Raw genomic sequence first — 23,188 nt, 5'->3', positions numbered from 1 at the left:
AAAATAATATGACTTCAAGTTAAGAGGATAGTTACTACTTTCTCTTAATAAAAAAATATGAAGTATTTTACTGGTTGAAATAAAGATGAGTCTTAAATGTAACAAAAACCTGTTTGTACGCACGGTTCCGCGAAATATTTTGGTTGTTTTGCTGTTAGCAATTCTGTGTGCATTTTCGATTTGGTTATTATATGACTTTAGTCAGTCGCGGATATATAGGGCAACTTTGACATTTTCCTTGTCTGATTCTGCAGGAAAGCCATTACCAATTCATAAACAAAATAATATCCTTGCATCTTTATTTTCACAGCCCTTACTTTTGAATGATCCACTCTTACAGAGTTTTTCTTCGAATGCTTTTCAGAAAAAAGATTTTCATGAAAATATTCGTTTGTCTCGTAATGGTGATTTTATTGATCTTACTTTTGAAGCTAGAAGCTTTGAAGTTGCGCGACGTGGATTAGAAACTTGGTTTTCCGCATTTTCACAAGCAATCATAAGCCAGAAAAAAAAATTATTGTTAACAGAGCAGCACGTTGGTCAACAATATGATAAAACTGAGATACTCAATATAGTGCGGGGATTTCGTTCATCTGTTGATTCTTTCGTTTATCAAAATGTAAAACAATCAGAGCTTGATGATCTCTCTGTGCAATTAACACAAGCGACTTTAAAGCGCATTCATTTAGCGAGTTTAAATTCAACGATTAAGGTGATACGTGAAAATGGACAGTCTTTATTGTCTTTGTCTTTTATTGCAAACAGTCCAATGATTTCTGCACTAGAATCTAAGCGTGATCTTTTAGAGACACAAAGAGCGCATATGGTTGCACAATTGGGGTGGACACATCCTCAAATTAAAGCAATGACTGCAGAATTAGAGGTGATTTCTCATCAATTAGAGAAGAAAATTTTGCAAATTATTGATCAAGTTCATTCGGATGAGGCTCTTGCAAAAGAATTTGAACAACAACTCAAAAAAAGAATTAGCTTTTTTGTAAAAGAGCAGTCCCAATCTTTGAAACAAATGTTTAATGAGCTTGAGAATAAAATAAGAACGGTAGTGGATACACAAAATAAAGAGATGAGTAAGGATTCTCTTCTGTTGCAAGATACAAAAATTCATGTGGTTGTGCCAACAACATTAGTGCCTCTTTCTTTTATGGCACTTTACGGAAAAAATATTATTATCAGTGTGCTTGCAGGCTTAATTACTCTTTTGGTAGGACTGTTATTGTTTCATCAATGCTCTGAAATAAAAAAAGATCAACGGAAGGAAGATGACTTTAAAAATGATGAGAGTGCTTTAGACTCTAAGGGAATAAAAAGTTTTGAGTCTTTTATTACAATAGGGGAATTATCCGATTTTTTGAAATGTCGTGCTTCAACGGTTGTTTCAATAATTGGGCCAGAGGCTGCAAGAACAGCGGCAAAACTCTCTTTACTTCTCATCAAAGAGCGTAAAACAATTCTTTTGGTGGATATTTCTGGTCAACAAATAGAAAAAGTCATTGGTCCACATCGAGGGCTGAGCGATATTTTAACGGGGAATGCACAGTTTCAGGATGTTATTTATCGTGATTATGATACGGGAGTTGATATTCTTCCTCAAGGATTAACAAGTGCTGTTTGTGCACAAGATTTTTCAAATGATATCCCGAATCTCTTACAAGAATTTAAAAAGGATTATGATTTTATCATTTTAGAAATGGCGAGCGAACCCAAATATGGATTTGATGAATTTGCAGAGCTCACAGACTATTATATTTGTAGTGTTGTTCTTTATGAACAAGACTGGATGATGAAAATGGTGAATAGGTTCCCGAAGACTATTTTCCGTGTAGTTGCATGATAAATACCATAAAGCTAATTACATATTATAGTACTACGCTTGTCTTATATCTAAGTTGTAAGCATATTAAAAATAACTTAAGATTGAATTTTAGATATTTAAAAATAAATTGTGGTTGGAGAATGACGTGGGGCAATTAGAAATGACAGTAAAGAGAGTGAACGATACCGTTTTAACAGCATTGCAAAAGAAAAATCGAAAACAAATCCAAGTGTGGCTTTATTCTATTTTATTGCTTTGTTTGGCAATTGTTTTGGTGGGGGGAGCTACCCGCTTGACGGGATCAGGATTGTCGATAACCGAATGGAAACCAATTCATGGTGTTATTCCACCGATTGGTGTGGATCAATGGCAGGAGGAATTTTTAAAATATCAACAGATAGCGCAATATAAGCTGCTTAATCGTGATATGACGTTAAGCGCGTTTAAGGTCATTTTCTGGTGGGAATGGGCACACCGTATCCTTGGGCGTCTTGTCGGTCTTGTTGCCTTAATAGGTCTCATTTGGTTTTGGGTAACAAAACGTATTGAAAAAAATATTTTGCTTCAGCTTACCATTGTACCAATCCTTATAGCCTTTCAAGGATTTATTGGTTGGTGGATGGTGGCTTCTGGCATTGGTCAAAGTGATTTGACAAGTGTGAGCCAATATCGTTTGGCTTTTCATCTTATTACAGCATGTTTTGTTATTATTTTTGTTACTTATTTATCTCGAGGGCTCACAGAATATTCAGAGAAACCAGCAAATCCAAAGATTCAGTATTTTGCAGGGTGGTTTGTCGTTTTTATTTTGATTGAAATTTATTTGGGCGCTTTGGTTGCAGGCCTTCATGCTGGAAAAGTCTATAATACATGGCCGCTTATGGATGGTCAGATCATACCCGATGGATTATTACAGCATAATCCTGTTTGGCTTAATCTATTCGAAAATCCTTTAACTGTTCAATTTGTCCATCGTTTTTTTGCTTATTTTTTATTTATTGTAGCAGTTGTTCACGCTTTATATGTACGGAGCAATGTTCCACACTCAACGCATTCTCGTCGTGCATTTTTCATGTGTATTATGATCATTTTTCAAGCAGTCTTAGGTATTCTTACATTGTTACATGAAGTTCCTATAAGTTTGGGGCTTATTCACCAAACTGTTGCATTAGTCATATTATGCTTTGCGGTTGCACATTGGCGAGCAACAAAGGGAGCATATCATGTCGTTAAATAAAATTTTATACAGAGAAGTTAATTCCCTGAAAGCATTAAGTTGAGATTTTGGACAACTGCTGCGGATGCACCTTTTCCTAAATTATCTAATAGAGCACAGAGATTGAAAATTCCTTCGCGCTCGTTGCCAAAGATGAATAGCTTCATTCCATCTTTATGTGCGAAGCATTCTGGATTGATTTTAGTGAAGGAATCTATTTCGTCTTGTGATGCAATTGATATAGTATTCTGTCCTTTATAATGGTTTTCCAGAATTTCTCGTAGATCAGAACAGTTCGCTGATTTTGTAAATAAATGGCGATGGAGTGGAATATTTACAATCATTCCTTGAGGAAAACGTCCAACACTTGGGACAAAAATAGGTGTTTGGTTGAGTTGTCCATAGATTTTAATTTCTGGCACATGTTTATGTTCAAGATTAAGACCATAGATAAAATAATTTTCCCGCACATCATTTTCTTGAGATTGGTTTTCCATTTGTGCAATCAAATGTTTACCACCCCCTGTATAGCCGGATATTGCATTGATTGATATTGGATAATGAGCGTCAAGAAGACCTGCTTCACGGAGTGGACGAATCAAGCTAATTGCTCCGGTAGGATAACATCCTGGGTTGGATACGTAATGAGCTGCTTGGATACGTTCTTTTTGTCCTGTTGTCATTTCAGGAAAACCGTAGATCCAGTTTGGTGTCACACGGTGGGCTGTTGAGCTATCAATAATTCTAATTTTTTTATTATCTTTAAGCCAGTTAACTGTTTTGCGTGCGGCATCATCAGGAAGACATAAAATAGCAATATCAGTTTGGCTAAGACAGTCTCGTCGCATATCAATATTATGTCTCTCTGTATGAGAAAGAGAGAGTAATTGAAAATCCGAACGCTCGGCTAATCGTTTTTGTATTTGTAGTCCGGTTGTTCCGTGTTCCCCATCAATAAAAACTTTCGTTGTCATTCTCTTGGCCTTGAATTAATTTTTTCTACCATCTTGCGTTTGTCATATTAAAATTATTTTAAATGATTACCAATTTTAATGGTAGTCATTAAATTATTGAATTTCTTAAGGTTATAGATTTTTTTATTTGTAGAAAGTGTGACAAATAAGAATGCGGGGAGAGAAACTTCATACCTATTTTTCATCATTTTTATGAGAGAAGAGTTTTCTGTTTTATATGGCAAAGAAATAAGATAAATGTTTGTACCATTTTTGAGTGAAAGTGGTTTAAAATGTTTGGTTTGCACAGTTTGCTGTGTTATCGTTCAATTACTTTATTTTTTATATGTTAGGAATGTGTTTTATGACTCAGCAAGAAAATGACACACAAAAGCGCTTTTTTAATGATAATTTACAAACCGTTGATAGTGCAATTTTTAATGCAATTAGGGGAGAGTTTGGGCGTCAACAACAAGAGATTGAGCTGATTGCGTCAGAGAATATTGTTTCAAGAGCAGTTCTTGAAGCACAGGGATCAGTCTTAACCAATAAATATGCAGAAGGTTATCCCAAAAAGCGCTATTATGGGGGATGTCAGTTTATTGATGTCGTTGAGGATTTAGCAATTGAACGAGCAAAACAGCTTTTTGGTGCTGCTTTTGCAAATGTTCAGTCTCATTCTGGTAGCCAAATGAATCAAGCTGTATTTTTAGCTTTACTTCAGCCTGGTGATACATTTATGGGACTGGATTTGAATGCTGGTGGTCATCTTACGCATGGTTCATCCGTCAATATGTCAGGAAAATGGTTTGATGTTGTTAGCTATGGTGTGCGTCAAGAAGATCAGATTCTTGATATGGAAGAAGTTGAACGGCTTGCCAAAGAACGTAAGCCGAAGCTTATTATAGCAGGTGGCTCATCTTATCCTCGCCTATGGGACTGGAAACGGTTCCGTGAAATTGCAGATGAGATCGGTGCTTATTTTCTCGTTGATATGTCTCATATTGCTGGTTTAGTTGCCGGTGGTGTTCATCCTTCGCCTGTCCCACATGCGCATATTGTGACAACAACAACGCATAAATCGCTACGAGGACCTCGTGGTGGTTTGATATTGACAAATGACGAAGTTTTAGCCAGAAAGATTAATTCAGCAATTTTTCCTGGTCTGCAAGGTGGTCCTTTAATGCATGTGATTGCGGCTAAGGCTGTTGCGTTCGAGGAGGCTCTACATCCTTCTTTCAAGACTTACAGCGCCAATGTCGTTGCGAATGCAAAAATTTTGGCAAAAACATTACAGAGTAATGGTTTTGATATTGTTTCTGGTGGTACAGATAACCACCTATTGTTGGTTGATTTGCGTTCCAAAAATGTGACAGGAAAACGCGCTGAGTTGGCTTTGGGACGAGCACATATCACCTGTAATAAAAATGGTATTCCTTTTGATCCTGAAACACCATCTATAACATCGGGAATTCGTTTGGGATCACCGGCTGCAACAACGCGTGGTTTTGCAGAAAAAGAATTTATTCAAATTGGTGAACTGATTTCAGAAGTTCTTGATGGTCTTAAAGCAGCAAAAAGCGATGAGGACAATAGTGCTGTTGAAATGGCTGTTAAGAAAAAAGTAAAAGATATAACGGATAAGTTTCCACTTTACTCTTATCTTAGCACTTGTTAAAGGTGTAAAAGAGATGCGTTGTCCTTACTGCCAGTATGAGGATACACAGGTTAAAGATTCACGTCCTGCAGAGGAGGGGGCGGTTATTCGCCGCCGCCGTGTCTGTGTCGTTTGCGGCGGTCGTTTTACAACTTTTGAACGTGTTCAGCTGCGTGAGCTTCTAGTCTCTAAAAAAAGTGGTCGAAGTGAGCTCTTTGATCGTGATAAGTTAATGCGATCAGTTGATATAGCTGTGCGTAAACGCAATATTGATCCAGACTATATTGAACGAGCAATTTCTGGCATTGTACGACAGCTCGAGAGTTTAGGGGAACCAGAGATTCCTTCAGAAAAAATTGGGTGTCTTGTGCTGGAAGCATTGAAAAGTATTGATGATATTGCCTATATCCGTTTTGCTTCTGTTTATCGAGATTTTCGTAATGCAAGCGATTTTCATGATGTTATAGACGAGTTGTCAAAGGGTATAGCGGATACAGAATCTCATTTTGATGAATAAACAAATGCAAGATAAGCGGTTTATGGCTGCAGCTATCCGTTTAGCAGAGCGTCATATTGGTCTTACTGGTGAGAATCCTTCAGTTGGTGCGTTAATTGTGCGAAATGATGCGGATGTAGGAGCATCCATTGTGGGGTATGGTGTAACAGCCATTCATGGGAGACCTCATGCTGAAGTGCAAGCTTTAAAAATGGCTGGAACTTTAGCCTATGGTGCGACTGCTTATGTGACTTTGGAGCCTTGTTCGCATTATGGCAAAACTTCACCATGTGTAAATGCGCTCATCGATTCTGGTGTTTCGCGTGTTGTTATTGCTCTTACTGATTTAGATAAGCGGGTTGATGGCCGAGGTATTTCTCTTTTACGTGCAGCTGGTATTGAAGTTGTTGAGGGCATTCTTGCTGAAGAAGCTTTTGAAGCACTGTGTACGCATTGGTGTATAAGAAAGTTACAACGTTGTGCTGTTACTTTAAAAATGGCAATATCTGCTGATAATGGTGTGGGAAAAAAGGGGCAGGGGGGAATAAAAATTAGTGGAATGACTTCTCATACCTATACGCATATTTTACGCGCTCAAAATAATGCTATTCTCGTTGGTATTGGCACCATATTAGCGGATGATCCACAATTGAGTTGTCGTTTACCAGGGATGGAAATGCGTTCGCCAATACGTGTCATTTTGGATGCAGATTTATGCATCCCGCTTGATGCAAAAGTTGTTCAGACAGCAACAAAAATTCCTACATGGATTATTTGTAATACGAATCCTTCAAAGAAAAGCAAAAAAAGTGCGTTGGAAAAGAGTGGTGTATCTGTGTATTCAGTAAAAATAAAGGATGGTTGTATGCAGCCTCTTGCTATTTTACAGCTGCTTTATCAACATGGAATCAATAGTGTTTTACTTGAAGGGGGGGTAAAGACAGGAGAAAAGTTTTTAAATTCTGGTTGTGTGGATCATTTAATATGCTTTTATGCTCCCATTATTTTAGGAAAAGACCGTATTGAAGCTCCTAATTTTGAAAATTATCTCTCACAATTTTATAAAGTTGAAGCAAGAATGTTTGAAAATGACCGTTTTTATAAATGGAGGCGTAAGACGTTATGTTCACAGGGATTATAACGGATATAGGTTGTGTTGAAGAGGTTCAATCTTTAAAAAAAGGGGTGCGTTTAAATATTTCTACACGCTATGATATGGCGAGTTTAGAAATTGGCTCATCCATTGCGTGTTCAGGAATTTGTCTAACAATCGTTGAGCGAGGATCCAAACAAGAAAATATGAGTTGGTTTGCTGTAGAGGCATGGGAAGAAGCATTACGTTTGACTAATCTTGCAAAATGGACAAAGGGAACTTGTATTAACTTAGAGCGTTCCCTCCGATTAGGTGATGAAATGGGGGGACATTTAGTTTCTGGTCATATTGATGGTTTAGCTGAGATCATTGATCAAAAAAATGAAGGTGATGCAGTTCGTTTTTTCTTAAAGGTTCCAATGCGATTTAAGCCTTTTATTGTAAGCAAGGGTTCTATTGCACTTAATGGGACGTCTTTGACGGTTAATTGTATTGAGGACTGTATTTTTGATATTCTTGTTATTCGTCATACACTTAAAATGACAACTTGGGGACAAGCTAAAATTGGAGACCAGGTCAATTTAGAAATCGATCAGTTGGCTCGTTATGCTGCAAAGCTTTCTGGTTTTAAAATGATAGATGCGTAAGTTGAAAGTTTATTGTAATTCTCAAAATTTTGTACTCTATAAACCTAATTTTTGTAGGATTTTGTCATGATAAAAGAGAAGCATAAAAAGTTGCATCTATTGATTGTTGAAGCGCGTTTTTATGAGGGGATTTCTGATGCTCTTCTTGCAGGTGCAGTGAATGCTTTGCAGAAAGCTGAAGCAAGCTATGATATTGTGACAGTTCCAGGAGCATTAGAAATACCAGCTGCAATAGCTTTTGCCGAAAAAAAGAGTAAGTACGATGGTTATGTCGCACTTGGCTGTGTTATTCGAGGAGAAACATATCATTTTGAAATTGTTGCGAATGATTCTTGTCGTGCATTAATGGATTTAACTGTTCATAATAACTTGGCTATCGGAAATGGTATTTTGACTGTTGAAGATGAAAAACAAGCGTGGGAGCGTGCAAAACAGGATAAAAAAAATAAAGGTGGTTTTGCTGCTAAAGCTGCTTTATGTATGATCGCTCTAAAAAAGAGATTTGGAGATAATCATTAAATATGGCTGATATAAAAGGAAAACATTCTCTGCGTTCAGCCAATAAACGTGGAGCAGCAAGACTCGCTGCAGTTCAAGCACTTTACCAAATGGATATAGTTGGTTCTGGTGTAATGGAAACAGCAGCTGAATATGAGGCTTATCGTTTAGGGAAAAATATTGATGGAGATCAGTATCTTGATGCTGATTTTCAATGGTTTTTGGCTATTATCACAGGTGTTGTAAAGAATCAAAAACAGCTTGATCCTATGCTTCATCAACAGCTTTCCACAGAGTGGGCACTCTCACGTCTTGATTCCATATTACGGGCAATTTTGCGTGCAGGTTTATGGGAATTGATCAATCGCCAAGATGTGCCTGTTGCTGTTGTTATGAATGAGTATGTGGATATAGCAAAAGCATTTTTTGAAGGTGATGAGCCAAAGCTCGTTAATGCCGTACTCGACAATATGGCAAAAAAAATCCGCCCCTAAGAATATTTCTATAATTTCAATATTGTTGGGACTGATAACTATCAGTCCCGAGATTATAGCTTATACAGGTTGTTATAACCTAGTTATGTGTTGGTAAATTTGCAGGTCCTTTAATAATCTGAATTAAGAAAGGCTGTTCTTTTGTAGCGGTTGGAGTTGTTTGTGTGATGAAATCAAACACTTGACCATTTTGTAGACCATAATTAGCTATTTTAGTAACTTGATTGTTTTTATTGAAGTAAATAGCCAAAACCTTACGATCAATAATTTTTGTTTTCATAAATTGCATCGCACGATAGCGCGTTTGTGAGATATAATAGAAAACCTCATTATCATATTTTGTTTTGAGCGAGGGGGTTCCTAAACTTAAAATAACTTGTTCCTGACTTGATCCAACAGAAATAGAACTAAGAGCATTTTTATCAAGAACATAGCCCTCTTGATATATTTGGCTTGAACCTGAAGAATCAAGAATACTACAACCGGAAATTGCTACCATACTTGCTATTGACAGACCAATCAAAGACTTACGTTTGATTAAATCCGCTATGTGAGGCATTTGAAACAATGATATCTCCCTTTTATGTTTAAATATACGACAAGAAGGTAACCTCAAGTTTTTTCTCATTTTAGCTTAATCTACCATAGCTTACATTGAGCTTCCCTGTTATAAAGTAAGTTATGCCATATAGAATTTCTTTAGAAAAGAAAAAAATGAGTGAAATGTACTTTGGCTAAATAAAAGTGCAGTATATTACCACCCTATATTCGGGAGTCGTTAATGAATGTTCAAAATGTTTCTCAAATGACATTTGCTTTGGCTTATCCCATATCAGTACGTTCTCTACCAGCTAAGGGTATAAAGGTTTCTATTTGTGCAAATCAGGAAGAGTGTACTCATTTAGCTGAGAATCATGATCTAGTTGAAGTAAAATCTTGTGAAGGAAAATTCCATATTTTCCCGTGGAAAAAACGCGGAGTACGTGTAAAAGGTCTGTTGTGGGCACGTATAATACAGTTATGTGTTGTTACATTAGAACCATTGGAAAATATGCTCAGTGAAAATATTGAGGTTGTTTTTGTCCCTGAAGACTCACATTTAGTAAAACCAAAAACAGTGGAAGATACAGGAGAGTTATTTTTAGATGCAGAGGGACTAGATACGCCAGAAGTGTTTTATGGCGATAAGATTGATATCGGTGCGGTTATGGAGGAATTTTTTGAGTTATCCATTAATCATTATCCGCGCAAAGAGGGGGTAAAGGCGCGTGTAATTGAAAATTTAGAAGAAACCGAGCGAAAATCATCGCCATTTTCTGTTTTGGAAAGTTGGAAGCGACTGTAAAAACATAAAAAATTTATCTATTGTGTTGCATTATAAAAACAGTATTTTTTGCGGAACTATTTTCGCAAAAGGTATTTTGTGGTTGTTCAGTAGAGAAAAATTGTAATATGCGTTTAAAAGCGTAAATGAAAAGATGTGGGATATGCAAGCGTGATTAGAATTTCTGTAGATGTCATGGGCGGTGATTATGGTCCAGAAGCAACTATTGCAGGAGCAGCAATTGTACAAAAATATTTGTCAAATATTTATTTTCTATTTTATGGGGTAGAAGAGGTTGTTACACCAGTTTTAAAAAAATATCCCTGTTTGGCTTCTGTATCTCACTTTTATCCTACAGAAAGCTATACGCGTATGGATGAAAAGCCAAGCCAAGCACTTCGCAATGGGCGTGGTAAATCATCCATGTGGTATGCGATTGAAGCAGTAAAAAATGGCGAAGCTGATGCTTGCATTTCTGCTGGTAATACGGGTGCGCTTATGGCTATGTCTTATTTTTGTTTAAAAATGATGGCAGAGGCTGAACGTCCTGGAATTGCAGGTATTTGGCCAACGCTTCGCAGTGAAAGCATTGTTTTAGATATTGGAGCAACAATTGGTGCATCTGCGAACCAGTTGGTTGATTTGGCTGTTATGGGGGCAGGCATGTTTCGCGCTTTATATCACACTGAAAAACCAAGTGTTGGGCTTTTAAATGTAGGTGTTGAAGAAGTTAAAGGCCTTTATGAAATTAAAAAGGCGGGAATGATATTACGTGAAGTGCAATTAGAAGGATTAGAATATAAGGGATTTGTTGAAGGTAATGACATTGGAAAGGGAACAGTAGATGTTGTTGTAACGGAGGGATTTTCCGGTAATATTGCTTTAAAGACCGCAGAAGGCACTGCGCGGCAGATGGCGGAGATTCTAAACTCCGCTATGCGCAGTTCTTTTTTAACATCTCTTGGTTATTTTTTATCGCGGAATGCTTTTCGTACATTGAAACACAAAATGGATCCCGATAGGGTGAATGGTGGGGTACTTTTAGGTTTGAATGGTGTTGTCATAAAAAGTCATGGGAGTGCTAATGCTAAGGGCTTTGCTTCTGCTATCCGTGTTGCTTATGAGATGGTTAATAATGGACTTTTGAAAAAAATAACTGCTGATTTGCGGCGGTTTCATGAGAATAAAGAAACATTTTTCAATCAAGAAGATGAAGCGAAAATAATAAATGAGAAGAACTCATGATAATCTTTTGTAATATAAGTAAAAAATGTGAAGAAAAGGTTGGGGCTTAATGATTCGATCCGTTATACGTGGTGTAGGAAGTGCCCTGCCAAAAAAAAGCTTGTCGAATGATGAAATTGCAAAATTTGTTGAAACATCCGATTCATGGATTGTCCAACGTACAGGAATACGCCAGCGTTATATTGCTAATAAAAACGAAACAACTGTTTCTTTAGGAGTTGAAGCTGCACAAGAAGCACTTGTAAATGCCGGTTTAACAATAAAAGATATTGATTGTATTGTTTTAGCAACTTCAACACCAAATCGTACTTTTCCTGCTTCTGCTGTTGAAATTCAACATGCTTTGGGAATGAGTCATGGATTTGCTTTTGATATTCAGGCTGTTTGCTCTGGTTTTATTTTTGCTTTAGCAACAGGAGACGCCTATTTACGCTGTGGAACAGCCAAAAGAATTTTAGTTATTGGGTCTGACACATTTTCTCGAATTTTAGATTGGAAAGATCGCACCACATGTGTTTTATTTGGTGATGGTGCAGGTGCTGCTGTTTTGGAAGCACAGGAATGTGAGAGCAATCTTGCTTTTGATTGTGGCATATTGGCTACGAAATTGCGCTCCAATGGTGCATATATGGATAAGCTGTATGTTGATGGTGGCCCTTCGACAACACAAACAACGGGCTATTTACGCATGGAAGGACGAGAAGTTTTTAAATATGCAGTTGGTATGATAACGGATGTAGTCGATGATTGTTTTGCAGCTGCTGGTATGAATTCTTCACAATTAGATTGGTTTGTTCCTCATCAGGCCAATAAACGTATTATTGAAGCATCAGCTAAAAAATTGGGAATTTCCATAGATAAAGTTGTTATTACTGTTGATCAGCACGGTAATACGTCTGCGGCATCGGTGCCATTAGCTTTAACAACGGCTGTTCACCAAGGAAAAATTAAAAAGGGAGATCTCATTATGTTAGAAGCTATGGGAGGTGGGTTTACATGGGGAGCAATTCTTATTCGTTGGTAAATTATAGTCTCTTGACCATATTTGAATAAAACGTATAAGTCATTTTGTAATTTTTAATATTTAAATAGGTGGTTATAATGACAAGTAAAACAGTAACGCGTGCAGATTTAGCGAGCGTAGTTTGTAGAAAGGTAGGCTTGTCACACACTGAATCAGCAGCTTTGGTTGAATTGGTTTTGGATGAAATTTGCAATTCACTTGTGAGAGGTGAAGCAGTTAAATTATCTTCTTTTGCGACTTTTCAAGTCCGTAGTAAAAATGAACGCGTCGGACGTAATCCAAAAACCGGCATTGAAGCGCCTATTCCACCGCGACGTGTCGTGACATTTAAGGCTGCAAATGTTCTTAAACAAAGAATTTTAGATTCGCATCGTGCAAGACAGAAAAATAATATCACATAAATAAATACTCTTACGATGTTTGGGGTTTATTTAGAAAATAATATTATGGATTAAGTTTTGCATTTTGTTTCAAGAAAAAGGCTTTTTGGTTTAATGTAGTCAAGTATGGTCCTATTTTTGACCAATCTTTTTGAGAGGTTGGAACTTTATGAGTCGTTGTGTAACCAAGAGTGTTTTAGATAAGGTGTTACAAAATGGATAAGAGCTCTGATGCTTTTCGCACAATTAGCGAAGTAGCCGAGTTATTGGAGCTTCCGCAGCATGTATTAAGATTCTGGGAAACACGTTTTAGGCAAATTAAGCCAATGAAACGTGGGGGGGGAAGGCGCTATTATCGCCCAACGGATATTGAACTGCTCAATGGCATTAAACAGTTGCTGTATGAGCAGGGGTATACGATAAAGGGTGTGCAGCGCCTCTTGAAAGAGAATGGCGTTGCTTTTGTTACTGCATTTGGTAATGGTGATCTTGAAGCTATGAATGTCGTAATAGAAAAGAAACATGCAGGGCAAACTTTTGAAACTTCCAGCAGTAAGCCAAAAAAGTCTTCTTTTGGGCTTTTAAGTTTCATGAGAAGTGAGGAGGAAGCATCTATTGGTTCTGTTAATATTCACAAAGATAAAACCGATAAGGCATTATTACAAGAAACGCTGTTTGAACTAATTGAATGCAAACGCGTACTTGATAGAGCACGCTAATAGCGGTTTTTTTACTTTATAGTTGCTTTTATCTTTTAGTGTTTCTTTAAGCATTTATTAAACGGCGCAAATCTGGTGGTGTTGCTTCATTTGTAAGTTGTTTAAGCGCTTCTTCTATAGATAAGAAGATCTGATCTTGGCTCCCTAGGCGACGCATACTCACGTTATTTGTTTCAGATTCACGTTTACCGCATACCAAAATTACGGGAACTTTTTGTAAAGAGTGTTCACGTATTTTGTAATTAATTTTTTCATTACGAAGATCTAATGTTGCGGAAAGTCCAGCAGCTTTAAGTTTTGCCGTTATCTTTTTTGCATATTCATTTGCTTCAGATGTAATTGTTGCTACAACGATTTGTTCAGGTGCGAGCCAAAGTGGCATATGTCCAGCAAAATTTTCGATCAAGATACCAAGAAAACGTTCCATTGATCCAAAAATAGCGCGATGTATCATAACGGGTTGACGTTTTTCTGAATCTTTATCGATGTAAAATGCACCAAAACGTTCAGGGAGATTAAAATCTATTTGTGTTGTTCCACATTGCCATTCACGACCGATAGCATCTTTCAATGTATATTCAAATTTTGGACCATAAAATGCACCTTCACCTGGAAGGATACTTGTTTTGATTTGTCCTGCAAATTTTTTCTCAATAGTTTTAAGAACGGATTCCATGATATTCTCTGCATGGTCCCATAATGCATCAGTTCCAACGCGTTTTTCCGGACGTGTTGAAAGCTTAAGACTAATTTCTTTAAAACCAAAGTCAGCATAAGTTGATAAGATTAAATCATTAATATTGAGGCATTCATCAGCTAACTGCTCATCTGTACAAAAAATATGCGCATCATCTTGTGTAAAGCTCCGTACACGCATAAGACCGTGTAGAGAGCCTGAAGGTTCATAACGATGGACAAGACCAAATTCAGCAAGTCTTATAGGCAAATCGCGGTAAGATTTTAAACCATGTTTAAAAATTTGCACGTGACCAGGGCAATTCATTGGTTTGAGAGCATAAACATTTTCATGATCCCAATCCTCCGCCGCTGGGATTGCTTTGAACATATTTTCTTTATACCATCCCCAATGGCCTGAGATTTCCCAAAGTGATCTATCGAGAACTTGCGGTGCATTCACTTCGGCATATTGGTGATCATCAAGACGTCTACGCATATAGCTGATCAAATTTTGGAACATTTTCCAGCCTTTTTTATGCCAAAAAATCATTCCTGGCCCTTCTTCTTGAAAATGAAATAAATCCATTTCACGTCCCAAGCGGCGATGATCACGTTTTTCAGCTTCTTCTAGCATGTTTAGGTAAGTTTTTAAGTCATTTTCATTCGCAAATGCTGTGCCATAAATTCTCGTTAGCATTGGATTATTGGAGTCGCCACGCCAATAAGCTCCTGCGACTTTCATAAGTTTAAAAGCACTCCCAATTTGTCCAGTAGATTGCATGTGTGGTCCGCGACAAAGATCAAACCAATCACCTTGATAATATATTTTTAAATCTTGATTTTCGGGAATGCTCTCAATAAGCTCAACCTTATAAAATTCGCCTTTTTCAGAAAAAATCTCTTTCGCTTTTTCACGAGACCAAATCTCTTTTTTGAAAGGTTTATTGCGTTGAATAATTTCACGCATTTTCTTTTCAATAATAGTGAGTTCATCCAATGTAAAAGGCTGTTGTCGCGCAAAATCATAATAGAAACCATTTTCAATCACAGGGCCAATTGTTACTTGCGTTTCAGGAAAGAGTTCTTGCACTGCTTCAGCTAAGACGTGTGCACAATCATGACGTATGAGCTCAAGAGCACGTGGATCTTCTCGAGTAATAATTTCTATTTGACCAGATTGTTCTAATGGATCTGATAGGTCTCTAATGTTTCCGTTAAGGCTGTAGGCTACAGCTTTTTTTGCAAGTGATTTAGAAATGGATGTTGCCAATTCTAAACCAGTCATTTCAGTGGGATAATCACGTTTTGAACCATCAGGAAACAAAAGAGAAACAGAGCAAGACATAAAACACCCCTTTAATCCAATTCCGCTAACGATTGCGGATGGGTTTCGTAAAAAAACTGAGTCATAATTAATTAAAGCCTAGAAACTCATTTTTCTATCAATACGCATAAAAAAAGAAAAGAACTATTTGTTGTGTTTCTTAGAAATTTTCCAGTAACGCCAAGGTTTATAAAAACAACAACTCTTTTCGAGGGAGGAAGGGACTGGATCAAATCCATATGTTCCAAATGGTCCACAACGTATGATACGAAAAAGTCCCATCCATGCACCAGCCCATAGTCCATGGCGTGCGATTGCTTCATAAGTATATTCTGAACAGGTTGGTGCATGACGACACTGATTTCCTATAAAACTAGAAAGCGTTATTTGATAGAACCGTATCAAGAAAATGCCAAGTAATCGTCCAGGTGTTTTTCGCCAAGTCCCCCCATAATTTCGGGATTGTCTGTTTTTTTGTTTGGGTTGTGATTTGAGCATTTATTTTTTTTCAATTTGTTTGATACACTCTATGGTTGCATCAAAGGGAAGCATTGTTGATGCATGACGCGTTTTATAGTCTTTAATGGGCTGTAAACAAGAAAACGCTTCAAATGGAGCTTGAGGTGGTGGACCATCTTTTGTGAGCATGTGATAGATAATTTCACGTAACATTTCAAGGTTGTGTGTTGTTTGTCCTATAATATGAGATGCTAAAAGCGAAGCCGAAGCTTGACCTAGCACACATGCTTGCACTTCATGAGCAAAATCTATAACGATGTTATTTTCTACTTTTAGATCTACAGTGATTGTTGAACCGCAAAGACGTGCACGTTTTTTTGATGTTGCATCTGGATTATTAAGACGTCCGATTCTACTTATGTGTGCAGCATATTCAAGTATTTTGTCACTATAGATATCGCCAATCATGAGCACTTGCCTGAAATTTAGAGAGTCGTGATTGTTTAAGCTTTTAATTCACTTATATAGAGATTATACAAAATGAAATAGATAAGTAGCAAATACTTTGTAGAGGGTAAATTTGGAGTTTTTTAAATGCAGGATGTTATTAAAGGGGGGGTGATAGATCCATTTTTATCTGGGAAGCGTCCTAGTATTGAAGAGGTCGAGGCTGCGATTCGTACATTGCTCTTATGGGTGGGAGAAAATCCGAATCGGGAAGGGCTTGTAGACACTCCTAAACGTGTGGCTAAAGCGTATTGTGAGCTTTTTACTGGTTATAGCAAATCCGTTGAAGAGATCTTAGATACAGTTTTTGAAGAGGTTGCAGGATATAATGAAGCGATAATAGTAAAAAATATTCCTTTTTATTCACATTGTGAGCATCATATGATCCCAATTGTTGGTAAAGCACATATAGGGTATTTTCCTGATACAAAAATTGTTGGACTTTCAAAAATTGCCCGTGTTGTGGATGTTTTTGCTCGTCGTTTACAAACACAAGAAGCAATGACAGCTCAAATAGCGAATGCTTTGGGAGTGCATCTGAAACCTCGTGGTGTTGCTGTGTTGATTGAGGCTGAGCACATGTGCATGGCTATGAGAGGAATACAAAAGCAGGGTGCTACAACGATTACAACAAACTTTCTTGGTTGTTATGAAAAAGATCAAGGTGCACAGGCTAACTTTATGATGATGGTTCAAAGATCGTAGTAAAGCTTATAGTTCTGGCGGCTTAGTATTGGGTTATAAGTCCTTCAGGTAAAATAAATCGCAAGAAAGTGAAAATAGGCTTGTACCTTGCTTTATGATTTGTTAAAGCCAGACATCAATGTATTTTGCTTCACCACGTGCGGTCGTGGCGGAATTGGTAGACGCGCAGCGTTGAGGTCGCTGTGGGGCAACCCGTGGAAGTTCGAGTCTTCTCGACCGCACCAGTTATGGATTTTCTACAATATCACTTGATGTTGTTGTTTATCTTGTTTTATTGTTTTTACTTAATTAATTGTCTTTTATATACGACCTTGATATCTGATGAATCTGTCAAAAGCGCAATTCAAAAGGTGGTTTAAAAAGTGATTAGAAAAACAAGAACACGTGATAGATTATCCGCCTTATCTGTAAAAAATTTACCTAAAGGTAAATATGCGGATGGAGCTGGACTATGGCTTATTAAAACAACGCAGAATCAAGGACGTTGGGTTTTTCGATTCGATTTCAATAAAAACGTCGTGAAATGGGATTAGGCTCTTGTAGCGTTGTATCTTTAAAAGATGCAAGGCTTAAGCTACAGCTTGCCGTGATCTTTTAAACCAAGGTATTGACCCGATTTGTAAAAGAAAGAATGAAAAATTACGGCGGGCGGTTGATAGTATTTCTTTAAGAGAAATTGTTTTAAGCGCTTTTGAAGCCAAGAAAAGTAAATTGAAGAATGAAGGAACAGCAGCAAGGTGGTTAACACCTCTTACATTGCATGTTTTTTCTAAGCTTGGAGATGTAGCAATTACCGAATTGACGCAGATTGATATAAAAGAGTGCTTATCCCCTATTTGGAAAACCAAAAACGAAACAGCAAGCAAGGTTTTATCGCGTTTGAATATTGCTATAAAACATGCCGCAGCACGTGGCATAGATGTGGATATGTAATTGGTACCAAAAGCAAAAGCTTTATTAGGAAAATTTATTCAAAATGTTCAGAATGTTCCGGCTATGCCATGGAAAGAAGTTCCGGCTTTTTATCAATCCTTAGATGATAATATTGTATCAAATTTAGCCTTAAAGCTTTTAATTTTAACGGGGGTTCGTTCAATGCCAATTAGGCATATACGGTTGGAGGAGATTAATCAATCAATATGGATAATTCCAAAAGAAAACATGAAGGGGATAGTTGGAAAGGTTTTTGATTTTCGTGTACCGCTTACAGATGAAGCGATTTCTATCATTGAAAAAGCAAAAAGAATCGAAAAAAATGGATTTTTGTTTGTTGGAAATTCTGGAAAGCCTATATCTGATATGACGCTTTCTAAATTTATGAAAGATAGAGGGATTGCTTATCGACCACACGGATTCAGATCTAGTCTTCGTGATTGGATAGCAGAGACAACATCAACACCATTTGAAATTGCGGAATTTACTTTGTCTCATTCAGTGGGGAATTCAGTCACAAAAGCCTATATGAGGACTGATTTTTTAGAACAGCGCCGTGTTCTTTTAGAACAGTGGGCGTCTTTTGTGACTGGGGGTTGATTGTTACGATAGAGATGATAATTCTATAGAGTCTCTTTCTGCTTTTTTGCTTTCAATATAGTGATCAACTTCAACGATATCCCATTTTAAATATCGCCCTTCCTGTATTGGTTTAGGGAAAGCACCAGCTTTTACAAGCTCTCTAATATAGGTCATAGACATTCCAAGATAAATTGAGAGGTCTTGTATATTGACGAGCCTTTGCAAGCGCATTGATAGTAAAGCTTGTTCAAATAAACTTACTTTTTCTATTGAGTCTTTTAATTTTTCTTCATTCATTTAAAGTGATCCTTCTTATTATAATTATGAAAGGGTGGGGGTGCAAAGGAGACTTAAGAAATACACCCCAATATGGGATTAAGCAGCTTTTGTTGAGATCTTTTGTATCTCTTGCTCTATCTCTGCTAATGCTTTGACCACAAACAGCAAATCCTCCTCTAGTACATTAGCATATCTCCCTTTGCTTTCGCGCTTAAGGTCGCGGCGGAATGAACGGGTATAGACAATTTCTCGCATAGTAAGGTTAGGTTCGTTTTTCAGATTTACGCGCTTCGCTTCTATCCTCGCGAATCATGGTTCGTAAACCTTCTAATGATGTGCGTTCGACGCGTCCCATTTCGGCATCTTCTATAGCTTGTAATGTTTCTGGATTGGGTTGGAATAGATCAAGCGGTAAAGCTCGATCTCTAGCAATGCGCGTCATAAACATGCGCACTGCATCCGATACAGTTAAGCCTGTGGACTTAATAACTGCACTTGCAATCTCTTGGACTTCATCAGGTATGCGCGCTTGAATTTTTCCCATTACGAAATCTCCTATTTAATTTGTACTACAATGTAGTACACTTCGAGTTGATGTCAAGAGACACAACCGTAGTTTTTCATAAGAGGGCTTAGCAGAATTTAAAAAATTAATAGAGGAAGTTAGCAGAACAAGATACGTTTTGTAGAGTTATGATTCGAAATCCTATTCCCGAACCTTTGTTCACACATCCCGAACCTTTAAAAAACATATGTGAAATCAATAGGTTATTGGTTGGTAAAAACTAAGTGGCGGAGGGGGTGGGATTCGAACCCACGGTACAGTCTCCTGCACGCCGGTTTTCAAGACCGGTGCCTTAAACCGCTCGGCCACCCCTCCAAACTAAGTATGCCTTTTTACAAAGTTCTTGCAAAAGGTCAATCATTTAAATGGGGTTCTAAACGTTTTTAATAAAATTGTTTGAATCCCAATCAAATAATTTTTAAATTTGGTGCCTTTAAGAAGAGTACTGAAACCAGTAATCTTATTTTAAAGTTTTAAAGCGAATAATTATTTCCGAAATAAATGAACAGTTTATACAATACCAAAAAATTCCACATCCCTTTACCTATTGAAGCTATGAGAATTTTTGACTGATTGTTGCTCTCTCAAATGCTATTAAATAAATACATAAGAGAGATTTGAAATAAATTTACATAATTACTATTTTGATTCTCTTAGTCATAAATGAAACAAGCTCCTTTATAAATTTCATCAAATTCAGTAAGGACGATTTTTAGAAACTTCTGCATGTCATTCTATCTTCTTTCCGTACTTTTTCTTATCTTAAGTTCAGTTTCTCATATTATTTCAGAGCAGAATAACTCACGTGTGAATGTTGCAAAATTTTAGAAAATTGATGTCTAATTATTGGGAGCGCTCAATAATTGCTACGGTTGCTTTAGCATTTATGAAAGTGATTTAACATTTATATAGAATCGTCCTACTTATTCACAATTTATATTATGAGAGCATATCTTTTATTAAGATGTTGATTTTCTTATTTTTAAATTCATTTACACTGTGTTTTTTTCTTGCAAAAATTCATAAAATAGTTAATATTATATTAATTTCTTGATTAGGGTTAATTTTTCGAGATAGCGTAAGCGCGCGAGGGGAATCATCTAGAAATGTGAATTTCCCTATCGCATACACTAAGGTGCGGTGTGTTTTTTGCAGTATATACTCAATAGAAATAAGCGGGCTGACAGATGCTTTTAATTAGCAAAGAAAAATTTACTTCCATTCTTAATTCAACATTTCAATTCGCTTCTGTAATAGCTGTTTCTCAGTTATTAGTATCTTGCTGTGCAAGTGAAACAGCATATTTGGGAGTAAAAAGTTTTTATCATAATAATAAGCCAACGGATGTGAAGACTGCTATTCTTTCTAAAAAAAATTCAAGTGAGAAAAATCAATCAAAAGAAAAGAGAAGCGGGCGGTCCATTGTCGGCAAGCCTTACCAAATCAAAGGGAAGTGGTATTATCCCCAACATGACCCAGCCTATAAACGTGTTGGAGAAGCATCATGGTATGGCTCAGATTTTCATGGCCGTTTAACTGCAAACGGTGAGATCTATGATATGAATCTTTTGACGGCTGCTCATCCCACAATGCCTTTACCCAGTTATGCCCGTGTTACTAATCTAAAAAATGGATCTTCTATCATTGTTAGAGTGAACGATCGTGGTCCTTTTATGAAAGAGAGAATCATTGATTTATCAAAACAAGCCGCTGAAATACTTGGTTATGCAAGTGCAGGTGTGGCAAATGTTAAAGTGGAGTATATTTCTGAAGCGCCAGTTGGCTATTATGATGCTGCTTACTTAATGGCTTCTTATACGTCAGGAAATGACACTCCATCTTCATTAGCGTTGGCAAATCTCCAGAAAGAAAAAGAAAGAGAGAACGTTACGCCAGTAAGATTTGCTGCAGTAAGTCAGAAGCGGTTAGATGAAGTTGCAATTGAACAAAAAAAATTAAACAAAACACTTTCAATAAGATTACCGGAAATTGGTCCTGTTTTGGTTGATAAGCCGATTTTACTTGACCAAGTAGCTTTTATGAATAAGCCGAGTAAAAAAATAACAATTAACTGATTAAAGTTATTGTGAGCAAAAGGAATTTTATTTCTAAACTGTATAATTTTCCAGTTACAAGGTAGTTAATAGAGGTGTTTTTTTAGTAAGATTATCATTTTAAAGGTAGATGTGCTTGGAAAAATTGTTATTCTTTATCTACTATTAAAAATAGATCTTGCGTATGAAATGAAAAAATGAGAGTAGATGTTAGTTTGTTTTGGAGCAACTGAGCGAAAGAACAATTGGTTCTAAGTTTGAGGTGCTTCCCAGCTTTTAGAAATAAACAAATCTTTTCTTTTATAAAACACTTCTTTATGCTGATTCTTAGATATGGGAGAATCGGCGTATGCGTGCAGTATTAAGGGTTTTATTTACCTTACTTTGTATGTTAAGGTTGGATGAGCAGGGAAGAGCACAAAATTTTCAAATTTCTGCATCACAAATACTGCTATTAGATGATAACACAGATACAATACTTTTTAAAAAACAAAGTGATATTGTTTTTTTTCCTGCTTCATTAACAAAATTAATGACGGCTGAAGTCGTATTTCATCAATTAAAAGAAGGCTTGTTAAGTAGTACACAGAAGTTCAAGGTAAGTGAAAATGCTTGGCGAAAAGGTGGAGCACCTTCCGGTACAACCACGATGTTTGCAGAAGTGAAAGCAGAAATTAGTGTTTTCGATCTTTTGCGGGGGGTAATTATTGTTAATGGGAATGACGCAGCGATTATCCTTGCTGAAGGAATAGCCGGGAGCGAGGCTGATTTTGCAAAACTCATGAATGAGAGAGCCAAAACACTTGGATTGTTGCATAGCCACTTTGTTAACGCAACAGGTCTTCCTGAAGAAGGACAATTTGTGACATTGCGTGATATGATCACATTAGCGCGTCATATTGTTCATGAATATCCTGATTATTATGCGCTTTACCGTGAACCTGATTTTACTTGGAATAAGATTTTTCAACGGAACAAAAATTCTCTTATTTTTAAAGAAATTGGTGTTGAAGGATTTGGTTTTGGCTACAGTAAAAAAGAGGGGAGGTCAATAGTTGCTACGGTTTATAAAGATCATCGACGTCTTTTTTTAGCAATAAATGGTTTGCAAGATGATAAAAGGTATACAAAAGAAGTAGAACGCATTCTTCAATGGGGAATGACAGCCTTTGATCTTAAAACGATTTTTACAAAAGGAGAATCAATTGGTCACGCTTCTGTTTATGGTGGAGTGCGCAATTCTGTTCCTCTTATTGTTAAAGAGCCCATAAGTTTTATGCTTTCGAATGAAAAAAAAATGAATATTGAAGCAAAAATTAAATATCGTGGACCACTAAAAGCTCCTGTTATTTCAGGACAACCGGTTGGTGTTATTCAAATTTTAACAGATAAAAAAGTTCTTCTTGAAAAACCAGTTTTTGCTGGAAAAAATGTTCAGAAGGGAAGTTTCTTTACAAAAGTAAAAGATGCATTCTATGAAATAACAATTGGGTGGTTACGAAAATATTTATAGTATGCGCTA

23 protein-coding genes, 2 tRNA genes and 2 pseudogenes are annotated in these 23,188 nt (G+C 36.9%); 18 read left to right on the top strand and 9 right to left on the bottom strand.

The genetic code is table 11. The features are described 5' to 3' along the window. The first annotated feature begins 85 nt into the window (after positions 1-85). Complete coding sequence (locus ME1_RS04680; RefSeq protein ID WP_004863956.1) at positions 86-1,852, top strand: hypothetical protein; 1,767 nt, start codon at positions 86-88, stop codon at positions 1,850-1,852. Positions 1,853-1,979: 127 nt separating this feature from the next. Continuing rightward, positions 1,980-3,071 carry a COX15/CtaA family protein gene (locus tag ME1_RS04675; RefSeq protein WP_004863955.1) on the top strand — a complete coding sequence of 364 codons (1,092 nt, stop codon included), beginning with the start codon at positions 1,980-1,982 and terminating at the stop codon, positions 3,069-3,071. Between the two features lie 17 nt (positions 3,072-3,088). Here the strand turns inward: ME1_RS04675 and argC are convergent, their stop codons facing one another. Beyond that, on the bottom strand, positions 3,089-4,024 hold the full coding sequence (gene argC, locus ME1_RS04670) for an N-acetyl-gamma-glutamyl-phosphate reductase (protein ID WP_004863952.1): 936 nt from the start codon (positions 4,022-4,024) through the stop codon (positions 3,089-3,091). A gap of 343 nt (positions 4,025-4,367) precedes the next feature. Between argC and glyA the strand changes: the two genes are divergently transcribed. The 6 genes from glyA to nusB all read left to right on the top strand — a co-directional run bounded on the left by glyA (position 4,368) and on the right by nusB (position 8,888). After that, entirely contained in the window at positions 4,368-5,681 is a 1,314-nt protein-coding gene (gene glyA, locus ME1_RS04660) for a serine hydroxymethyltransferase (RefSeq protein WP_004863948.1), read from the top strand. Positions 5,682-5,694: 13 nt separating this feature from the next. Next, on the top strand, positions 5,695-6,177 hold the full coding sequence (gene nrdR / locus ME1_RS04655) for a transcriptional regulator NrdR (protein ID WP_004863945.1): 483 nt from the start codon (positions 5,695-5,697) through the stop codon (positions 6,175-6,177). Then, a complete protein-coding gene (gene ribD, locus ME1_RS04650; RefSeq protein ID WP_004863941.1) occupies positions 6,170-7,297 on the top strand; it encodes a bifunctional diaminohydroxyphosphoribosylaminopyrimidine deaminase/5-amino-6-(5-phosphoribosylamino)uracil reductase RibD in 1,128 nt (375 codons plus the stop codon). Before nrdR ends, ribD begins: the two co-directional genes overlap by 8 nt. After that, on the top strand, positions 7,279-7,896 hold the full coding sequence (locus tag ME1_RS04645; protein WP_004863937.1) for a riboflavin synthase: 618 nt from the start codon (positions 7,279-7,281) through the stop codon (positions 7,894-7,896). The genes ribD and ME1_RS04645 overlap by 19 nt, the downstream gene beginning before the upstream one ends. A gap of 66 nt (positions 7,897-7,962) precedes the next feature. After that, positions 7,963-8,415 (top strand): 6,7-dimethyl-8-ribityllumazine synthase, encoded by a 453-nt coding sequence (locus tag ME1_RS04640; protein ID WP_004863934.1) that lies wholly within the window; start codon positions 7,963-7,965, stop codon positions 8,413-8,415. A 2-nt stretch (positions 8,416-8,417) separates the two neighbouring features. Next, a complete protein-coding gene (nusB, locus tag ME1_RS04635) occupies positions 8,418-8,888 on the top strand; it encodes a transcription antitermination factor NusB (RefSeq protein ID WP_004863933.1) in 471 nt (156 codons plus the stop codon). Positions 8,889-8,967: 79 nt separating this feature from the next. On the opposite strand, the gene ME1_RS04630 is transcribed toward nusB, so the two are convergent. Further along, the gene (locus ME1_RS04630; protein ID WP_004863929.1) at positions 8,968-9,447 is read right to left on the bottom strand and encodes an outer membrane protein assembly factor BamE; all 480 of its coding nucleotides are present in this window, start codon (positions 9,445-9,447) and stop codon (positions 8,968-8,970) included. A gap of 222 nt (positions 9,448-9,669) precedes the next feature. On the opposite strand from ME1_RS04630, the gene ME1_RS04625 reads away from it, so the two are divergent. The 5 genes from ME1_RS04625 to ME1_RS04605 all read left to right on the top strand — a co-directional run bounded on the left by ME1_RS04625 (position 9,670) and on the right by ME1_RS04605 (position 13,580). Then, a complete protein-coding gene (locus ME1_RS04625) occupies positions 9,670-10,233 on the top strand; it encodes a YceD family protein (RefSeq protein WP_004863925.1) in 564 nt (187 codons plus the stop codon). Positions 10,234-10,383: 150 nt separating this feature from the next. Then, a complete protein-coding gene (gene plsX / locus ME1_RS04620; RefSeq protein WP_004863924.1) occupies positions 10,384-11,457 on the top strand; it encodes a phosphate acyltransferase PlsX in 1,074 nt (357 codons plus the stop codon). Between the two features lie 49 nt (positions 11,458-11,506). Further along, complete coding sequence (locus ME1_RS04615; RefSeq protein WP_004863921.1) at positions 11,507-12,481, top strand: beta-ketoacyl-ACP synthase III; 975 nt, start codon at positions 11,507-11,509, stop codon at positions 12,479-12,481. A 77-nt stretch (positions 12,482-12,558) separates the two neighbouring features. Further along, positions 12,559-12,882, top strand: coding sequence for an integration host factor subunit alpha (locus ME1_RS04610; protein ID WP_004863917.1), 324 nt, complete (start codon positions 12,559-12,561; stop codon positions 12,880-12,882). 194 nt (positions 12,883-13,076) lie between these two features. Then, a complete protein-coding gene (locus ME1_RS04605; RefSeq protein ID WP_004863914.1) occupies positions 13,077-13,580 on the top strand; it encodes a MerR family transcriptional regulator in 504 nt (167 codons plus the stop codon). Positions 13,581-13,626: 46 nt separating this feature from the next. On the opposite strand, the gene thrS is transcribed toward ME1_RS04605, so the two are convergent. From thrS to ME1_RS04590, 3 genes are all read right to left on the bottom strand, one after another. Further along, positions 13,627-15,603: a threonine--tRNA ligase gene (thrS, locus tag ME1_RS04600; RefSeq protein WP_004863912.1), complete on the bottom strand. Its 1,977-nt coding sequence runs from the start codon at positions 15,601-15,603 to the stop codon at positions 13,627-13,629. 123 nt (positions 15,604-15,726) lie between these two features. Further along, positions 15,727-16,080, bottom strand: a complete 354-nt coding sequence (yidD, locus tag ME1_RS04595) for a membrane protein insertion efficiency factor YidD (protein WP_004863910.1) — start codon at positions 16,078-16,080, stop codon at positions 15,727-15,729. Continuing rightward, entirely contained in the window at positions 16,081-16,509 is a 429-nt protein-coding gene (locus tag ME1_RS04590; RefSeq protein WP_004863907.1) for an iron-sulfur cluster assembly scaffold protein, read from the bottom strand. Positions 16,510-16,635: 126 nt separating this feature from the next. Between ME1_RS04590 and folE the strand changes: the two genes are divergently transcribed. The 3 genes and pseudogenes from folE (at position 16,636) to ME1_RS08255 (ending at position 18,786) form a co-directional block, all read left to right on the top strand. Beyond that, complete coding sequence (gene folE, locus ME1_RS04585; protein WP_004863901.1) at positions 16,636-17,253, top strand: GTP cyclohydrolase I FolE; 618 nt, start codon at positions 16,636-16,638, stop codon at positions 17,251-17,253. A 139-nt stretch (positions 17,254-17,392) separates the two neighbouring features. Beyond that, a tRNA-Leu gene (locus tag ME1_RS04580) sits at positions 17,393-17,477 on the top strand. Positions 17,478-17,615: 138 nt separating this feature from the next. Next, positions 17,616-18,786 (top strand): annotated as a pseudogene (locus ME1_RS08255) (tyrosine-type recombinase/integrase). 3 nt (positions 18,787-18,789) lie between these two features. Here ME1_RS08255 and ME1_RS04565 read toward each other — a convergent pair. The 4 genes and pseudogenes from ME1_RS04565 to ME1_RS04550 all read right to left on the bottom strand — a co-directional run bounded on the left by ME1_RS04565 (position 18,790) and on the right by ME1_RS04550 (position 19,927). Next, complete coding sequence (locus ME1_RS04565; protein WP_004863897.1) at positions 18,790-19,065, bottom strand: helix-turn-helix transcriptional regulator; 276 nt, start codon at positions 19,063-19,065, stop codon at positions 18,790-18,792. Between the two features lie 120 nt (positions 19,066-19,185). Continuing rightward, positions 19,186-19,302: pseudogene (locus tag ME1_RS08355) on the bottom strand (type II toxin-antitoxin system RelE/ParE family toxin); the annotation flags it as partial. A 7-nt stretch (positions 19,303-19,309) separates the two neighbouring features. Then, positions 19,310-19,591: a type II toxin-antitoxin system RelB/DinJ family antitoxin gene (locus ME1_RS04555; protein ID WP_004863894.1), complete on the bottom strand. Its 282-nt coding sequence runs from the start codon at positions 19,589-19,591 to the stop codon at positions 19,310-19,312. 246 nt (positions 19,592-19,837) lie between these two features. Beyond that, positions 19,838-19,927: transfer RNA gene (locus ME1_RS04550), tRNA-Ser, on the bottom strand. An 872-nt stretch (positions 19,928-20,799) separates the two neighbouring features. On the opposite strand from ME1_RS04550, the gene ME1_RS04545 reads away from it, so the two are divergent. Then, positions 20,800-21,687, top strand: a complete 888-nt coding sequence (locus ME1_RS04545; protein WP_004863891.1) for a septal ring lytic transglycosylase RlpA family protein — start codon at positions 20,800-20,802, stop codon at positions 21,685-21,687. A 328-nt stretch (positions 21,688-22,015) separates the two neighbouring features. Beyond that, positions 22,016-23,179, top strand: a complete 1,164-nt coding sequence (locus tag ME1_RS04540; protein ID WP_004863887.1) for a D-alanyl-D-alanine carboxypeptidase family protein — start codon at positions 22,016-22,018, stop codon at positions 23,177-23,179. Positions 23,180-23,188: the final 9 nt, after the last annotated feature.

Source organism: Bartonella vinsonii subsp. arupensis OK-94-513, assembly GCF_000278235.1.
GTDB classification, from domain to species: domain Bacteria; phylum Pseudomonadota; class Alphaproteobacteria; order Rhizobiales; family Rhizobiaceae; genus Bartonella; species Bartonella arupensis.
Note: the sequence above shows the minus strand (reverse complement) of the source record. Positions and strands in the feature narration are given on the sequence as shown.

Bases quoted from the DNA above. Each gene is read 5' to 3' on its own strand.
- ME1_RS04610 (WP_004863917.1), top strand. From the start codon at position 12,559: ATGACAAGTAAAACAGTAACGCGTGCAGATTTAGCGAGCGTAGTTTGT.
- ME1_RS04540 (WP_004863887.1), top strand. From the start codon at position 22,016: ATGCGTGCAGTATTAAGGGTTTTATTTACCTTACTTTGTATGTTAAGG.
- ME1_RS04630 (WP_004863929.1), bottom strand. From the start codon at position 9,447: ATGCCTCACATAGCGGATTTAATCAAACGTAAGTCTTTGATTGGTCTG.
- ME1_RS04590 (WP_004863907.1), bottom strand. From the start codon at position 16,509: ATGATTGGCGATATCTATAGTGACAAAATACTTGAATATGCTGCACAC.
- ME1_RS04640 (WP_004863934.1), top strand. From the start codon at position 7,963: ATGATAAAAGAGAAGCATAAAAAGTTGCATCTATTGATTGTTGAAGCG.
- ME1_RS04615 (WP_004863921.1), top strand. From the start codon at position 11,507: ATGATTCGATCCGTTATACGTGGTGTAGGAAGTGCCCTGCCAAAAAAA.
- ME1_RS04645 (WP_004863937.1), top strand. From the start codon at position 7,279: ATGTTCACAGGGATTATAACGGATATAGGTTGTGTTGAAGAGGTTCAA.
- ME1_RS04565 (WP_004863897.1), bottom strand. From the start codon at position 19,065: ATGAATGAAGAAAAATTAAAAGACTCAATAGAAAAAGTAAGTTTATTT.
- nusB (WP_004863933.1), top strand. From the start codon at position 8,418: ATGGCTGATATAAAAGGAAAACATTCTCTGCGTTCAGCCAATAAACGT.
- thrS (WP_004863912.1), bottom strand. From the start codon at position 15,603: ATGTCTTGCTCTGTTTCTCTTTTGTTTCCTGATGGTTCAAAACGTGAT.
- argC (WP_004863952.1), bottom strand. From the start codon at position 4,024: ATGACAACGAAAGTTTTTATTGATGGGGAACACGGAACAACCGGACTA.
- yidD (WP_004863910.1), bottom strand. From the start codon at position 16,080: ATGCTCAAATCACAACCCAAACAAAAAAACAGACAATCCCGAAATTAT.
- folE (WP_004863901.1), top strand. From the start codon at position 16,636: ATGCAGGATGTTATTAAAGGGGGGGTGATAGATCCATTTTTATCTGGG.
- ME1_RS04625 (WP_004863925.1), top strand. From the start codon at position 9,670: ATGAATGTTCAAAATGTTTCTCAAATGACATTTGCTTTGGCTTATCCC.
- ME1_RS04605 (WP_004863914.1), top strand. From the start codon at position 13,077: ATGGATAAGAGCTCTGATGCTTTTCGCACAATTAGCGAAGTAGCCGAG.
- ribD (WP_004863941.1), top strand. From the start codon at position 6,170: ATGAATAAACAAATGCAAGATAAGCGGTTTATGGCTGCAGCTATCCGT.
- glyA (WP_004863948.1), top strand. From the start codon at position 4,368: ATGACTCAGCAAGAAAATGACACACAAAAGCGCTTTTTTAATGATAAT.
- ME1_RS04545 (WP_004863891.1), top strand. From the start codon at position 20,800: ATGCTTTTAATTAGCAAAGAAAAATTTACTTCCATTCTTAATTCAACA.
- nrdR (WP_004863945.1), top strand. From the start codon at position 5,695: ATGCGTTGTCCTTACTGCCAGTATGAGGATACACAGGTTAAAGATTCA.
- ME1_RS04555 (WP_004863894.1), bottom strand. From the start codon at position 19,591: ATGGGAAAAATTCAAGCGCGCATACCTGATGAAGTCCAAGAGATTGCA.
- ME1_RS04680 (WP_004863956.1), top strand. From the start codon at position 86: ATGAGTCTTAAATGTAACAAAAACCTGTTTGTACGCACGGTTCCGCGA.